Raw genomic sequence first — 16,221 nt, 5'->3', positions numbered from 1 at the left:
TCTTTTTTCATAGGATCGGGTAAAAGGGGGAAGAATAAAACAAATTCCTGAACATTTTGCTACTGTTTCCTGACAATCAGCGGAACGCAAATGGTTATTACTTAAATAATATTTTGAAAAATGGTACAGTAGTAAAACAAAGCTGATCTATTTTTATTTCTCTTGCAGTGTTTTATAGTATCGGCCTTTTTCAACATATTCCGTTCTGATTCTTTCCATGTCCCGTATGTCTTCTTCTGTCAGCCGGCGGATAACCTTTGCGGGCCGGCCGAACGCAAGACAGCCGGGAGGAATGGTTTTGCCCGGAGGAACGAGACTTCCGGCGCCGATAAATGCGCCTTCTCCGATTTCCGCCCCGTCAAGAATGACGGAGCCCATACCGATTAAAGCATTCTTTCTGATGATTGCGCTGTGCAGTGTAACCTGATGGCCGATCGTGACGTCATCTTCAATAAGAAGCGGGCGGTTCGGACTTTGATGCAGACAGCTCAAGTCTTGTATGCTGACTCTTTTTCCGATCCTTGTCGGCGCAACATCCCCCCGGATGACGGCTGAGAACCAAATGCTCGATTGTTCTCCGATCACGACGTCGCCCGTAATGACGGCGTTATCCGCAATGAACGCTTCAGGATGTATGTCAGGCGTAAATTGTTTATAAGGGTAGATTATCATGTCTCATCCTTCTTTCTCTAAATTTATGTAAGAGGTGAACTGCATGTGGACTTGGAAAGCAGACAGGCCCGTCGGTACCATTGTCATTATCCACGGGGCGAGCGAATACCACGGGCGCTATAAATGGCTCGTTGAAATGTGGAGATCTTCCGGATATAACGTGGTGATGGGCGATTTGCCCGGTCAGGGAACGTCGACCCGCGCCAGAGGGCATATTCGCTCTTTCCAAGAATACATTGATGAAGTAGATATATGGATTGATAAAGCGAGAACGCTTGAAGCGCCCGTTTTCCTTTTGGGCCACAGCATGGGCGGACTGATTGCGATAGAATGGTTTAAGCAGCAGAGAAATCCCCGCATTACGGCACTCATTTTATCATCACCTTGTCTGGGTCTGCAAATAAAAGTCAATAAAGTCCTTGATTTTGCGTCTAAAGGACTGAACGTCCTCGCTCCGTCCCTCAGAGTGGATTCCGGCTTATCACCTGATATGGCAACGAGGAATGCGGATATGATTGAAGCGGATCAAAATGATTCTTTATATGTCACGAAGGTATCCGTAAGATGGTACAGAGAGCTTTTAAAAACCATTGATGCCGCTATGGTGCCGACTGATGCGTTTTTAAAGGTGCCGCTTTTGCTTATGCAGGGCGGTGATGACAAAATCGTCGATAAAATGAAGGTCCGCAAATGGTTTTCCGGTGTGGCTTCCCATAATAAATCGTACCGGGAATGGGAAGGGCTTTATCATGAAATTTTTAATGAACCGGAAAGAGAAACTGTGTTTAAGGCGGCAAAAGCCTTTACAGATCAGTATATTTGAATTCGCTGGGGGTGCATATGTTGACAGTACCGGAACATCCTTTTAACCTTATGGCAAAAGTGTATCGGGAAATTTTTCCGCTCGTTCATCAGGAATTGAACATGTGGCGGGAAAAATCAGATTCCATTAAAAATACCGAACTGCGGCAGCAGGCGGCCGCAAGTATCCGCGATAAATCGTTTCATTGTGAAGGCGGCGGCATTTTAGCCCTGCTTTCGGGAGAGCAGAAACAGAAATGCGTGCAATTTATCATCGCGTATCAGACAATCAGTGATTATCTGGACAATCTGTGCGACCGCAGCACCTCGCTTGATCCCGAGGACTTCCGCATGCTTCATCTCTCCATGCGTGACGCGCTGACGGTCGGCGCCGAGGTGCGGCCGTACTATCAGTACAGAGACGAGCGGGATGACGGCGGTTATCTTCATGAGCTGGTGAGAACATGCCAGCGGGTGCTCGGGTCAATAGAACATTACGGTATCATTAAACCTTATTTGCTTGAGCTGTGTGATTATTATTGCGACCTTCAGGTTCATAAGCATGTCGTTGAGCATGAACGCGTGCCGAGGCTTAAAGGCTGGTTTGAGCAGTACCGGTCACAGCTTCCGGAAATGGAGTGGTTTGAGTTCTCGGCCTGCGCCGGATCGACGTTAGGCATTTTCTGTCTCGTTGCTTACTCATTCCAGCCTGATTTTAACGAACATACCGCTGAGAAAATCCGCAGCAGTTATTTTCCGTACATACAAGGGCTGCACATACTGCTCGATTATTTAATTGACCAGGAAGAGGATCTGCTTGAAGGCGATCTGAATTTCTGTACGTATTATCAGTCTCATGAAGAAATGATGCAGAGACTGCAGCATTTTATTGAAAAAGCGGATGAACATTTGCAAGGCATTCCGCATGAAAATTTTCACCGGCTGATCAACAGGGGGCTGCTCGGCGTCTATTTATCTGATGACAAAGTCGCCGGCCAAAAAGAAATGGGCCGCCTCGCGCGAAAGCTGATCAGGGCAAGCGGAAAAACGTCATTTTTCTTTTATATTAACGGAAGAGCCTACCGCAAATTTCAGAAGATGGCTTGGACGAAAAGTTCGTAATGGGTGAACTGCGCCTCTCGTGTAAATCATGACGGCGCAGTTTTTTTATTTATAACGTGAAGAATGAAACATTGTTTGCGCCTGCAGAATATGATACTTTAATTTTATGAAAAAATTAAAGTATTTAGCGGTCATAGCATTACTTTCCATTTCCGGAGGCTGCTCCGTCATCCATGCTTCCGCCGGCTATCATCCTGTCTTGATAGCGCACAGGGGCTCTTCTGCGATTGAGCCGGAACATACAGCTTTGTCTTATGCGCGTGCCATTAAAGACAAAGCAGATTATATTGAGATAGACTTACGGGAGACAAAGGACGGCCATCTGATTGCAATTCACGATAAAACGGTAGATCGGACAACAGATGGTAAAGGGATGACAGATGATCTGTCTTTGGCTCAGATTAAGAAACTGAATGCGGGAAAAGGAGAAAAGATTTTAACATTAGAAGAAATCATACAGAAATTCGGACAAACTGCCAATTACTATATTGAGACAAGAGAAAGCAACGGCAGCCTGATGATGGAAAAGAAACTGATTGACATATTACAAAAACATAAGCTGATTACCAGCCATAAAGCAGTCATTGAGTCTTTTAGCGGGAAGAGCTTAAAGAAAGTTCGATCTATGAATAAAAAAGTTCCTCTTGTTCGATTATTAAAAGATAACGAGGCTGAGGAGATAAATGATAAGCAGCTGCAAACCATCAGAACGTATGCTGATACAGTCGGGCTCAACGCCAAATTGGCAAATGAAGCAGTCGTGAAGCGCATTCATCACAATAAGATGAAAGTGCACGTGTTTTTTGATAAGGAAGACGAGCATACGCTGACGCCTATTATGCTGAAACAAAAAGCAGATGGTATCTTTACAAACAATCCCGCTTATACACGCAGCGTGCTGCAAAACAGTAAATAAAAAGAGACATGCGCATTTTACGCTGTCTCTTTTTTTAACGGTTTCTTTTTTGCCGCAAGGTGCATTGCGAATTTGCCGATCAGCCCGATGACAAAAAATGCAGCAAACCACCAGTAATAGGTTTTCGCGAACTCAAATCCTAAATGTCTTGATAAAATGATGACGAACATCACATAGGGAACACTTGAAAATATGATGCGAAGAATATTCAAACTGCCGCTCCTCCCAGATGTTACACTTAAAAGATGAACTTTTTTCCATTATTTCATAGTAATTGATTTTTCAGAAAAAGTAAACACAAAAAGAGTCGGCCCGCTTATGACAGGCCGATTCTTTATTTGCCGGCAGATTTCTTTTCAATCGCTATAATAAACGGCGGGTCGTTTCGCTGGTTGAGAAAGCCGTAGCTCAGCACGCGCGCTTTTTCCTGATCAAGATTGCTGCAGTACTCCAGTAATGCACTTTTTTCCGTCTTGCCTTCAGGATGCCCGTGGTACACAACGAGAACGATCAGCCCGTGCTCCTTCAGCAGTTCAAGGAGCTGTTCGATCGCGGAAATGGTTGAGTGGCCGTTTGTCGTAATGCTTTTATCTCCGCCGGGCAGATAGCCGAGATTAAACACGGCGCAAGCCACACGACCGTGCGCATCTTCAGGCAGCGATGCCTTTATTTGATCATGGCTCTTATGGTGAAGCGTGACGCGCGGGCCGAAGTCGGCACCGAGCCGCTCCTTCGTTTTAGCCAGTGCGTCCGCTTGAATATCAAAGGCATGGACATGTCCTGTCTCACCGACAAGGCCGGCCAGGAAATATGTATCATGTCCGTTGCCCATCGTCGCGTCAACCGTGATATCACCTTCCTGTGCGGCGGACTTCAGCAATTCTTTACTGAAAGGGAGGATGTGCATCAAGGTCATAGGGCGGTCTCCTCCTCGATCTTTCTGAAGAGCTTCCCTTGATAGCTTCCCCGTGTTTCCAGCTCTTTTTGAATGGCGCCCAGTACTTCCCACTTATTGACGCTCCACATCGGTCCGACCATTAATTCGATCGGCCCGTCTCCCGTAATGCGGTGAACGATCATTTCCGGGGGAATGATTTCGAGCTGATCACATACAAGACTTACATATTCTTCTTGAGAAAGGAACTCCAGCTTTCCTTTTTCATATTGCTTCACCATCGGTGTGCCTTTTAATAAGTGAAGCAGGTGAATTTTAATGCCTTGTACATCCAAATCAGCGACGGCTTTGGCCGTCTCCATCATCATGTCCCTGTTTTCAAGCGGAAGCCCGTTAATGATATGGGAACAAACGCGGATGCCGTGTTTTCTCAGTTTATTGACACCCTCAACATAGCAGTCAAAATCATGGGCGCGGTTGATCAGAAGGGCGGTCCGCTCATGCACGGTCTGCAGCCCGAGTTCAACCCACAAATAGGTCCGCTCATTCAGTTCGGCCAAATATTCCACGACATCGTCCGGCAGGCAGTCCGGACGGGTCGCGATCGACATGCCGACAACGCCGTCAAGCTTGAGGACGGATTCGAATTTTTCACGCAGCTCCTCTACCGGAGCATGCGTATTCGTGAACGCTTGGAAATATGCGATATATTTGCCGTCTTTCCACTTTTCGTGCATGCGGTTTTTGATATCGTGAAATTGCGTGAGTAAGTCATCGGCCCGATTGCCGGCAAAATCGCCGGAGCCCGCCGCGCTGCAGAATGTGCAGCCTCCGTGTGCAACCGTGCCGTCCCGATTCGGGCAGTCAAAACCGCCGTCAAGCGCGACTTTAAACACTTTATGCCCGAAATGCTCCCGCAGATGATAATTTAATGTATGGTACCGTTTTTCCGTATTTGAATAAGGAAAAGGGTTATTCTCGTTCAATGTTCAAAAAGCCTCCCTCACATCAGATGCATCCTAAAATTGTAGCATGAATGATCGAGCGGAACAATGAAACAATTATGGAACGGTCAAGACGTAATATCTACCTGGTTTTTCTGTTGTTGTTTTAAACGTTTTGGAGAAATATCACTGAACAATGCAAAAATAATTCCTAAAATAAGAATTACACTGCCTACTTTGAATGTATTATTAAAACTGTCACTTATTTTTTCATTATATAAATTTGAAATTTTTTTCTGGATAACCATAACTTCCTTCTTTTGAATATTGAAGCTTTTTTGTACTTTTTCTTTATACGAATCCGGGGTTATAGAGAGAATTTCTTCCTCTTTTTTGTTTAATTCAGCAATACTTTTGCTTCGATCGAAACCTTTACTGTCTGAATGCTTTAAGTGAGTTATTATCTCGTTCTTTGCATTTTTATCAAAAACCTGATTGCTTTCCACAATTTTAATGGCTTCTTTTTTCGCAGTAGCTGTGTGATCATTTATATTCATTGTAAGCACAGATGTAAGTATGGCAATGCCTAGCGCTTGTCCAACTGTCCGCATCATATTAAGAATACCCGAGGCAATTCCTACTTTCTCAGGAGGAATAAGCCGTATCCCTGAACTCATTGCCGGTCCTATCACAAGCCCTAAAGCTAAGCCGGTCAAACATAACAGAATAATTACTGGTGTTATAGAAGTGTCGTATCGTATGTATCCATATAAATATGTTGTGATTGTTAAACCTAGCATACCTAGACCCGAAAGCCAAATGCCCCCGAGTTTATCAGATAGCTTTCCAGAAAGTACAGAGGTAAACATAGATGATAGAGCTAATGTAGAAACAATTAACCCCGCTTCTAATTCGGTTTTTCCCATTAAATTCGTGAGGAGTAAAGTAATAATAAGGGTACCGCTTGTTAATCCAAGGCCCTGCATAAAGAGGGTGAAAGAACTGAAACTAAACGTACGTATCTTCAGCATGGATAAGGGAATCATCGGGTTTTTAATTTTAGATTCAATAAAGAAAAACAAACAGAATAATAATACAGAGATTACAAAAAGAGAGATAATTACTGGTGATGACCAGCCTAAGTCAGATACTTTTGCAAAGCCAAAGGTTAAACAGAAGAGAGCTCCGGATAAAATAAGAATCCCCATGTAATCAATTTTTTTGCTCACTGTTTCATCATAACTCTCAGTAATAAAAAATGCTGCTAAAAACAGAGAAATCAGACCTAAAGGAATATTTATGAAGAAGATAGCTTGCCAATTAAAATTTTCAGTTAATAATCCTCCAAGTACAGGTCCTAAAGTAGCTGCTAATCCTGAGAAAGCACCCCAGATTCCAATGATCATTCCTTTTTTATTTTGAGGAACGATGGCCAAAGCAATAGGCATTGTAACAGGTACAATAAAAGCAGCAGATAGTCCCTGAATCACTCTAATTGCGATAAGCATTTCAATTGAAGTGCTCAAACAGGCAATAACTGATGTCAAAATAAAAAGTGCTAATCCAAATATAAAAGCTTTTTTTCTCCCAAAATGGTCTGCCAGTTTTGAGGCACCTACTAATAATACTGCAAAAGCTAAAGTATAACCTGTAGCCACCCAAGCTACTTGAGAAAGGTTGCTCGAAAAGTAATCCAGCATCTTAGGTAAGGCAATATTTACTATAGTGGTGTCCATTACTGAAATGAATGTACCTAATAATAATGCAGATAACATGATTATTTTTTTGAAATTCAATATACTTACATCTCCTTTTAGAAAACGATCTAATTAAAACTTTGACATATGTCTAAAAACATAATAAGAAAAAAAATCATTTGTGTCAATATTATTCATAATATGTTTATTAGACCCAATATATTATAAAATAACAAATGTATTAAGATAACCATTACTTTAAATCTATTAAAATTCCAAATTAATACTTTACAAATAGACAATAATTCCTTATTATTATTTAAAAGTTGGTTTTTCATGGTTTTTTTTGAAAAAGGAGGAGCTAATGACCCATCCAATTAAACTTTTTTGCATTCCGCATGCTGGAGGATTGTCAAGTATTTATAGTGAATGGAGTAACTCAGTTGGACCAGAAATTGAACTAATACCTGTTGAACTAGCAGGAAGAGGCTCTAGATTTTCTGAAAATCCCTACAAAACAATAAATCAGGCTATAGATGATATTACAGAATTAATATTAAGAAAATGTGATAATAAGTGCTATGCGATTTACGGCCATAGTATGGGTGCATATATATCGTATGAAGTAATACTTAAATTAATGAAGCTTACAGATAATCTTCCTCAGCATTTATTTGTATCTGGAAAAGGCGCACCTTATTTAACTAAGGAAACATTTATAAGCGGTCTTCCTGATAAACAAGTTATTCAATGGTTAAACAAATTAGGGGGAATTCCCAAGGATCTTATCGAGAATTACGAACTAATGAAACTATTTCTTCCAGTAATAAGGAATGATTATAAACTAATAGAAAGTTACAACCACAACATCAAAAAAAAATTATCAAATGTTACGTTAACTGTTTTAACGGGCAAGTTTGATGAATCAATAACTATAGGAGAAGTTGAAGGGTGGAAAGAATATTCAGAAAAGGAGGTTGATGTATACCAGATTAGCGGAGGGCATTTTTTTATTAATGAATCCGTTACAGAAGTTATATCAATTATTAAAGATAAATTATTGGTTTAAGTTTAGTATGGAGGTTTTTAACGTGAAAAAATACTTTTGGGCTCCTCATGTTCACTGGAGAAATGAAAATAACCATATTATTATTAATGATTTTCAATTTAGAGGGAAAGTAGTTGAACTTTTTCCTGATATTTATTTTCATTTTCAAAAAGGCATTTCTTTAAGCGAAATATATGTTATTTTTAAAGACTTTAATCCAAAGATTTTAAAAATGTTTCTAAAAGATTTAATACGTAATAGAGTTTTAGTTTGCAATGTAAGCACACCGACAGAGCTTTTCGAAACGCAAAACAAATTTGTTTATCAAGAATATGACGATGAGTTTTTTTTATACAAAGAAAATATAGAATCTTATAAGAAGAAACAATTAACTAGGTTTATGTCAAAGAATACTCTTCAATCAATTGATTTGGAGGAATGCTCAGATTTGCCCTCTTTAGTTCAAAATAGAAAAAGTACTAGGAATTTTGATACTAGTAAAATGATGAAATTTTCTAAGTTTAGTCGGTTGTTAAATGTCTTTAAACAGTCTCCAATTCAAGAGGGTATTAAATATTTCTACCCAAGTGCAGGAGGACTGTATCCTGTCAACATATATTTGTATATTAAAGATGGGAGAGTCGAAAATCTTGAGGAAGGGATATATTTTTATAATCCTCACAGCCACTCTATCAATTTACTTAATAGAGTAAAACTGGCTGAAAAAAAATATCATTATTTTATAAACCACAGTGCATTTAATACTTCGAATTTCTCTATCTTTTTCACCCTTGATTGTGATGTAATCATGCCCAAATATAAGGGTGCGGGGTATTACTATGGTATTCTTGAATGTGGTGTTATGTCAGCTACATTGGCTAATATAGCAGAATATTTTGATGTTGGATCGTGCTCCATAGGAGAAATAGACTTCGATAAAATTAAAGATGAATTTAATTTGAATAGCAATGAAATCTATTTACATTCGGTAGAGGTAGGACTAAAGAATAAGGAGGTAAATCATTGATTAATAACACGCTAGTAACGAGTAATAAATTTAAAGAGATTTCTAACTTTATAATAAAAAAAATTCGTGAATTAAGTAAAGATGATTCAGTTGATTTAAGAACTAATATTTTTGATTATCAAATATCTTCTATTAATATATTAAAATTACTTGGAGCCATTGAAGATACATATAATATAAATATTGAATTTTATGATTATATTGACAACCCAGATGTACTGTCATTTTGTCAAGTTGTTTATGAAAAGTTTCAGTTATTAGATAATGAAAAAGAGTATAATATATTACATTTATTAAACGATGAAGAAAATGCCTATAAAGAATTTGATCTTACAAATGTTCAAGTTGCTTATTTATCTGGAAGAGACAAGCAATTTGAACTGGGGGGAACTTCCACCCATGCTTTTGTAGAATTTGAGGCTGAACTAGATATTGAAAAATTCAATAAAAGTGTTCAAGCTGTGATAGAGCGTCAACACATGCTACGTGCAGTTTTTTTATCAAATGGTAAGCAAAAAATACTTGAACACGTACCGAATTATAAATTAGCTATTCAAGATGTGAGTTATCTTAAAAAATCAGACCAAGAAGACAAAATATTAGAAGCAAGAAAAGTAACTAACGAACGAATCTTCGATCCATACCAATGGCCATTGTTTGAATTTAAAGCTTTAAAAATCAGTGATAAACTATATAGAATATTCTTTGATATCGATATGTTAATAGCAGATGGAGCTAGTATCCAGCTTTTATTTAAAGAGATATCTGAATTGTACAATGGAAAGATTCAAGAGCCTTTAGAAGTATCCTATAGAGATTATATGTTAGTTTATAACAAATTAAAGGGAAATCATAAATATCAGGATGACAAGGAATATTGGTTAAATAAACTTAAAAGTTTTCCTTCAACACCAGCTCTGCCAGTAAAAGTAGATTTAGCATGTATAAAAAAACCTACTTTTAAAAGAAAGAAAAAAATTATTGAGAAAAGAAATTGGAATCAATTTGTGAATTTATGCTCTCGGAAGAATATTAGACCTAGTATACTACTTTTGGCTATTTATTCAAAAGTGTTGTCTAAATGGAGTAATCAGCAAAATATTGCGTTAAACACTACATTATTTAAAAGAAGACCTTTGCACAAGCAGATTAATAACGTTATAGGCGATTTTACAGAAATTATGATATTTGATGTATGCTTCAATAATTTAAATCATTTTTGGGAAGAAGTAAAAAATATTCAGGATAACTTCTTTAAATGCTTATCACATAATGATTTTGATGGAATAGAGTTTACCAGAGAATACTGTGAATTTAATGATATAGATAGAAGGAAAGCTGTTTTTCCGATTGTTTTTACAAGTATGTTATTTGAAAACGAATTAAACTATTTAGATTCTCTAGGAGTTTTTATAGAGAGTATCAGCCAGACATCACAAGTTTATCTGGATCATCAAGTGATAGAGCTCAATGATGGAGTCATGCTTAGTTGGGACTATGTTTCGGAGGCTTTTGAAAATGATGTAATTGAGTCAATGTTTGAGGAATATACCCACATTATTGACCAATTAACGTCCGGTGAGATGATGTCTTCTGAAGACACAGCACTGGAACAAGCAATTACTGATTATAATCAAACTGAGAAGGCTATCAAGCCGGATACTTTATATCACTTGTTTGCGAGACAAACAATAAAAACACCTGAGAATCTTGCGATTGAGTGTCAAGGAAGAGCAGTTACCTATCAAGAGTTACAAGTTATGTCCAACCGCATATCTAGTTTTTTGGAAGAGAAGGGAATTCAGCCAAATGAGTATGTTGGGGTTATTGTTGATCGTGAGATCGAGACAATCGCCAGTATCCTCGCAGTGTTAAAAATTGGAGCTGCCTATATCCCAATTAATCCTGAATTTCCAAAAGAAAGACAATCATATATTGTGAAAGATGGTAATTGTAAAGTTGTATTAACAGCTGAACTGGCAAAAACTATTGTGTCAAGCTATAAAGAGTCTAAAAGAGAAAGTGTGGCAGTGCCGGAACAAATAGCTTATGCGATATACACTTCAGGAAGTACGGGAAAACCTAAAGGTGTAATTATAAAGAATGAGGCTGTAACTAATACTATATTAGACATCAATGAAAAATACAGTGTGAATGAAACAGACCGGTTTATCGGATTATCATCTATGTCCTTTGATTTATCAATATATGATATTTTTGGTGCTTTTTCTGCAGGAGCAACATTAGTAATGATCGAAGATCAGAGAGATATTAAAAAGATTCATGACATCGTAAAAGAGGAAAAAATTACAGTCTGGAACTCCGTTCCCATGATCATGGAAATGTTAGTAAACTATATGGATGAAACAGAAAGCAAATCTAACGCTGGAGTTATTAACTATGACGAGCTTCCTGAATTAAGACTGGTATTATTAAGCGGGGATTGGATACCTGTTCATCTTCCTGAGAGGATTAAGGATCACTTCGTTGAAAGTGAAGTCATAAGCTTAGGCGGGGCTACTGAAGCGTCTATTTGGTCGATTTATTATCCAATTAAAACAGTCAAGGATGAATGGACCAGCATTCCTTACGGCTATCCATTATCAAATCAAACTTACTATGTTTTAAACTATGAAAATGATCCTTGTCCAATCGGAGTGAAAGGTGAACTTTACATAGGGGGAAAAGGCGTAGCAGAAGGCTATTTAAATGATAAAGAAAAAACTGAAGCGTCATTTATTGATCACCCAGATTTCGGAAGAATTTACCGTACGGGGGATATGGGGGTCTTGACGCAAGAGGGTTATATTGAGTTTTTGGGACGGAAAGATCATCAGATTAAAGTTCGTGGATATCGCGTGGAGTTAGGTGAAATAGAAAGTGTAATATTAGAGCACCGACAGGTGAGAAATGCGGTAGTCATTAATCAAAAGGATGCCAGAAATCAAGATGTGTTATATGCGTACGTAGCGGGGCACCAATCCTTACCGCCAACTGATCTGAAAGAGTTTTTAAGCCTGAAAGTGCCGGAATATATGATACCTAGCTATATCGTACAGATTGAAGAGGTTCCTTTAACAAGTAACGGGAAAGTTGATCGTAAAAAACTACTGGCTCTAGACGTTACAGATCAAGCATCGATTGGAAGGAAAATCAAAGAGCCTCGAACAGAAATTGAGAGAGATTTAGTTGATATCTGGAAAAGCGTTCTGAAAACAGACGAAATCAGCATAGATGACAACTTTTTTGAATTAGGCGGCAATTCCATATTGATCATTAATTTAATTACTGCTATTGAGGATCGTTTATTTATTAAATTAGATTTTAAAAATTTTATATCCAACAGTACCATTGAGAAACTAGCAAAAGTAATCAGTGTCTCTGAAAGAAAAAGTAAAACAAATAGTAATGTGATGGAAATTAAAGCTGATATCAAGCATAAAAATACGGAATTCGATTTAACTAACGTTCAAATGGCTTATCTTATGGGAAGAGATAAACAATTTGAACTTGGTGGCACCTCAACGCATGCTTATTTAGAAATTGAGACTGAGCTGAATATTGAAAAACTCAACAAAAGTTTACAAAAAGTAATAGATCATCAAGACATGCTGCGCGCGGTCATTCTTCCGAATGGAAGGCAAAAGATTCTTCAACAAGTCCCTCAGTATGAAATATCTGTACAGGATATTAGTCAATTAAGTGATATAGAACAAGAGAAGAAAATTGCAGAAGAAAGAGACAGAACATCACATCATATCTTTAATCCAAATGAGTGGCCTTTATTTGAATTCAAAGCCTTGAAAATTCAAGGGGATAAACATAGATTATTTTTCGACATCGATATGTTAATAGCTGATGGAGCCAGCATCCAGCTTTTATTTAAACAGATATCTGAATTGTATAATGGAAAAGATGAAATGGTACCATTGGAAATAAGCTATAGAGATTATATGTTAGCATACCAAAAAGTCAAGACCACTCAAAAATATGAAAATGATAAAGCCTATTGGTTAAGTCAGCTCGAAGATTTTCCAAAAGCACCTGCGGTGCCATTAAAAGAAAGATTAGATGCAATAAGCAAGCCAACTTTCAAAAGAAAATCTAAAATAATTGACAAGCTTCTATGGGAAACACTTTGTAAAAAAGCTGCAAGCTATAATATTACACCTGCAATAATATTATTTACAGCCTACGCAAAAGTGTTGTCGAAGTGGAGTAACCAACAAAACTTAGCGGTAAATACAACAGTATTTAATAGACAGCCTCTCCATAAACAAGTTAATGATATAATAGGTGATTTTACATCGCTGATTATGTTAAAAGCGAGTTTTGAGAAAAAAATGAACTTTTGGGAGGAGGCAAAAAAGGTTCAGGTTACTTTCATGGAAGCGCTTGAACATAGAGACTATGATGGAGTTGAATTTATAAGAGAATATGCTAGATATAATAATCTAAAGCACAAAAGTGCGACAATGCCAGTAGTGTTTACCAGTATGTTATTTGGAAACATGTTTAATCTTAATAATAATGATCTATTGAATATTGGTGAGTTAAAAATGGCAGTCAGCCAGACATCACAAGTTTATCTGGATCATCAAGTGATAGAGCTCAATGATGGAGTCATGCTTAGTTGGGACTATGTTTCAGAGGCTTTTGAAAATGACGTAATTGAGTCAATGTTTGAGGAGTATATCTACATTATTGACCAATTAACGTCCGGTGAGATGATGTCTTCTGAAGACACAGCACTGGAACAAGCAATTACTGATTATAATCAAACTGAGAAGGCCATCAAGCCGGATACTTTATATCACTTGTTTGCGAGACAAACAATAAAAACACCTGAGAATATTGCGATTGAGTGTCAAGGAAGAGCAGTTACCTATCAAGAGTTACAAGTTATGTCCAACCGCATATCTAGTTTTTTGGAAGAGAAGGGAATTCAGCCAAATGAGTATGTTGGGGTTATTGTTGATCGTGAGATCGAGACAATCGCCAGTATCCTCGCAGTGTTAAAAATTGGAGCTGCCTATATCCCAATTAATCCTGAATTTCCAAAAGAAAGACAATCATATATTGTGAAAGATGGTAATTGTAAAGTTGTATTAACAGCTGAACTGGCAAAAACTATTGTGTCAAGCTATAAAGAGTCTAAAAGAGAAAGTGTGGCAGTGCCGGAACAAATAGCTTATGCGATATACACTTCAGGAAGTACGGGAAAACCTAAAGGTGTAATTATAAAGAATGAGGCTGTAACTAATACTATATTAGACATCAATGAAAAATACAGTGTGAATGAAACAGACCGGTTTATCGGATTATCATCTATGTCCTTTGATTTATCAATATATGATATTTTTGGTGCTTTTTCTGCAGGAGCAACATTAGTAATGATCGAAGATCAGAGAGATATTAAAAAGATTCATGACATCGTAAAAGAGGAAAAAATTACAGTCTGGAACTCCGTTCCCATGATCATGGAAATGTTAGTAAACTATATGGATGAAACAGAAAGCAAATCTAACGCTGGAGTTATTAACTATGACGAGCTTCCTGAATTAAGACTGGTATTATTAAGCGGGGATTGGATACCTGTTCATCTTCCTGAGAGGATTAAGGATCACTTCGTTGAAAGTGAAGTCATAAGCTTAGGCGGGGCTACTGAAGCGTCTATTTGGTCGATTTATTATCCAATTAAAACAGTCAAGGATGAATGGACCAGCATTCCTTACGGCTATCCATTATCAAATCAAACTTACTATGTTTTAAACTATGAAAATGATCCTTGTCCAATCGGAGTGAAAGGTGAACTTTACATAGGGGGAAAAGGCGTAGCAGAAGGCTATTTAAATGATAAAGAAAAAACTGAAGCGTCATTTATTGATCACCCAGATTTCGGAAGAATTTACCGTACGGGGGATATGGGGGTCTTGACGCAAGAGGGTTATATTGAGTTTTTGGGACGGAAAGATCATCAGATTAAAGTTCGTGGATATCGCGTGGAGTTAGGTGAAATAGAAAGTGTAATATTAGAGCACCGACAGGTGAGAAATGCGGTAGTCATTAATCAAAAGGATGCCAGAAATCAAGATGTGTTATATGCGTACGTAGCGGGGCACCAATCCTTACCGCCAACTGATCTGAAAGAGTTTTTAAGCCTGAAAGTGCCGGAATATATGATACCTAGCTATATCGTACAGATTGAAGAGGTTCCTTTAACAAGTAACGGGAAAGTTGATCGTAAAAAACTACTGGCTCTAGACGTTACAGATCAAGCATCGATTGGAAGGAAAATCAAAGAGCCTCGAACAGAAATTGAGAGAGATTTAGTTGATATCTGGAAAAGCGTTCTGAAAACAGACGAAATCAGCATAGATGACAACTTTTTTGAATTAGGCGGTAATTCAATTTCACTTTCAAATATATACACTAAAATAGAAAAAAAATATTCAGATTTGAATATAGTTGATTTATTCAAGTATCAAAAAATTAGTGAATTATCACATTTTATTAGTGTTATGAAAGAGGAGAATAAGAATTTAAAATTAAAATCAGTAAAATTGCCTCCAAAAATTCTTGCTAATAGAAAAGATAATAAAAATGAAAAGACAATAATTTTAGAAAAACAGTTAAAAATTAAGTTTAACTTAGAAGTAAGTAATAAAGTAATAAATACATTTTTATATTTATTTAGCAACTTTATAGAAAACGATGAATATTATGTATCCCTTTTAAAATCAAGCTATATAGATTTGGAAAAAATAAATATAGAAGAGTATAGTGATTTAACCGAGTTTATAAAAAACATAGAGGAAAATAAGATAAAAAGAAAGACAGTATCCAAAATAAATTTGCGTAGCAACCTGGGTTTAGAGAGAGATAATGCTCATATTAATGTTTTAATAATAGATAAACAAAAAGTCAAAAATAATATTAGCGAATCTTATGAATTTATATTTAGTTATTTAGTTAATGATAACAATATAAATCTCGAATTAATATTTAAAAATAATAAGTTGCGGGAAATCTCAGTAGAAAAGTTTTTTAATACTTATATAAATATTATTTCTGATTTAATATAAAAGTAGAAAGAGCA

11 protein-coding genes are annotated in these 16,221 nt (G+C 37.2%); 6 read left to right on the top strand and 5 right to left on the bottom strand.

The features are described from left to right. Positions 1-153 precede the first annotated feature (153 nt). A complete protein-coding gene (locus OTK50_RS09750; RefSeq protein WP_029326247.1) occupies positions 154-669 on the bottom strand; it encodes a gamma carbonic anhydrase family protein in 516 nt (171 codons plus the stop codon). Between the two features lie 46 nt (positions 670-715). Here OTK50_RS09750 and OTK50_RS09745 point away from each other — a divergent pair, with 46 nt between their 5' ends. The 3 genes from OTK50_RS09745 to OTK50_RS09735 all read left to right on the top strand — a co-directional run bounded on the left by OTK50_RS09745 (position 716) and on the right by OTK50_RS09735 (position 3,511). Next, positions 716-1,495 carry an alpha/beta hydrolase gene (locus OTK50_RS09745; protein ID WP_003152261.1) on the top strand — a complete coding sequence of 260 codons (780 nt, stop codon included), beginning with the start codon at positions 716-718 and terminating at the stop codon, positions 1,493-1,495. 20 nt (positions 1,496-1,515) lie between these two features. Continuing rightward, entirely contained in the window at positions 1,516-2,595 is a 1,080-nt protein-coding gene (locus OTK50_RS09740; RefSeq protein WP_025285155.1) for a tetraprenyl-beta-curcumene synthase family protein, read from the top strand. Positions 2,596-2,701: 106 nt separating this feature from the next. Further along, positions 2,702-3,511, top strand: coding sequence for a glycerophosphodiester phosphodiesterase family protein (locus OTK50_RS09735; RefSeq protein ID WP_130571800.1), 810 nt, complete (start codon positions 2,702-2,704; stop codon positions 3,509-3,511). 17 nt (positions 3,512-3,528) lie between these two features. Here OTK50_RS09735 and OTK50_RS09730 read toward each other — a convergent pair whose 3' ends face one another. The 4 genes from OTK50_RS09730 to OTK50_RS09715 all read right to left on the bottom strand — a co-directional run bounded on the left by OTK50_RS09730 (position 3,529) and on the right by OTK50_RS09715 (position 7,146). Then, the gene (locus tag OTK50_RS09730; protein WP_003152265.1) at positions 3,529-3,723 is read right to left on the bottom strand and encodes a hypothetical protein; all 195 of its coding nucleotides are present in this window, start codon (positions 3,721-3,723) and stop codon (positions 3,529-3,531) included. Positions 3,724-3,845: 122 nt separating this feature from the next. Continuing rightward, positions 3,846-4,427: a tRNA (mnm(5)s(2)U34)-methyltransferase gene (locus OTK50_RS09725; RefSeq protein WP_130571799.1), complete on the bottom strand. Its 582-nt coding sequence runs from the start codon at positions 4,425-4,427 to the stop codon at positions 3,846-3,848. Further along, a complete protein-coding gene (locus tag OTK50_RS09720) occupies positions 4,424-5,392 on the bottom strand; it encodes a TIGR01212 family radical SAM protein (protein WP_105937417.1) in 969 nt (322 codons plus the stop codon). Before OTK50_RS09720 ends, OTK50_RS09725 begins: the two co-directional genes overlap by 4 nt. An 86-nt stretch (positions 5,393-5,478) precedes the next feature. Next, positions 5,479-7,146 carry an MFS transporter gene (locus OTK50_RS09715; RefSeq protein ID WP_224223750.1) on the bottom strand — a complete coding sequence of 556 codons (1,668 nt, stop codon included), beginning with the start codon at positions 7,144-7,146 and terminating at the stop codon, positions 5,479-5,481. Positions 7,147-7,411: 265 nt separating this feature from the next. On the opposite strand from OTK50_RS09715, the gene OTK50_RS09710 reads away from it, so the two are divergent. Genes OTK50_RS09710 through OTK50_RS09700 form a run of 3 tightly spaced genes read left to right on the top strand, consistent with a single transcriptional unit; the run spans position 7,412 to position 16,207 of the window. Further along, positions 7,412-8,116, top strand: a complete 705-nt coding sequence (locus OTK50_RS09710) for a thioesterase II family protein (protein ID WP_088461197.1) — start codon at positions 7,412-7,414, stop codon at positions 8,114-8,116. 22 nt (positions 8,117-8,138) lie between these two features. Further along, positions 8,139-9,122: a SagB/ThcOx family dehydrogenase gene (locus tag OTK50_RS09705; RefSeq protein WP_169042624.1), complete on the top strand. Its 984-nt coding sequence runs from the start codon at positions 8,139-8,141 to the stop codon at positions 9,120-9,122. Continuing rightward, a complete protein-coding gene (locus OTK50_RS09700) occupies positions 9,119-16,207 on the top strand; it encodes a non-ribosomal peptide synthetase (protein WP_266121858.1) in 7,089 nt (2,362 codons plus the stop codon). Before OTK50_RS09705 ends, OTK50_RS09700 begins: the two co-directional genes overlap by 4 nt. Positions 16,208-16,221: the final 14 nt, after the last annotated feature.

The sequence above is a fragment of the Bacillus sp. NEAU-CP5 genome (assembly GCF_026420705.1).
GTDB lineage: Bacteria > Bacillota > Bacilli > Bacillales > Bacillaceae > Bacillus > Bacillus velezensis.
The sequence above is the reverse complement of the archived record's forward strand: the minus strand, read 5'-3'. Positions and strand labels throughout refer to the sequence as shown.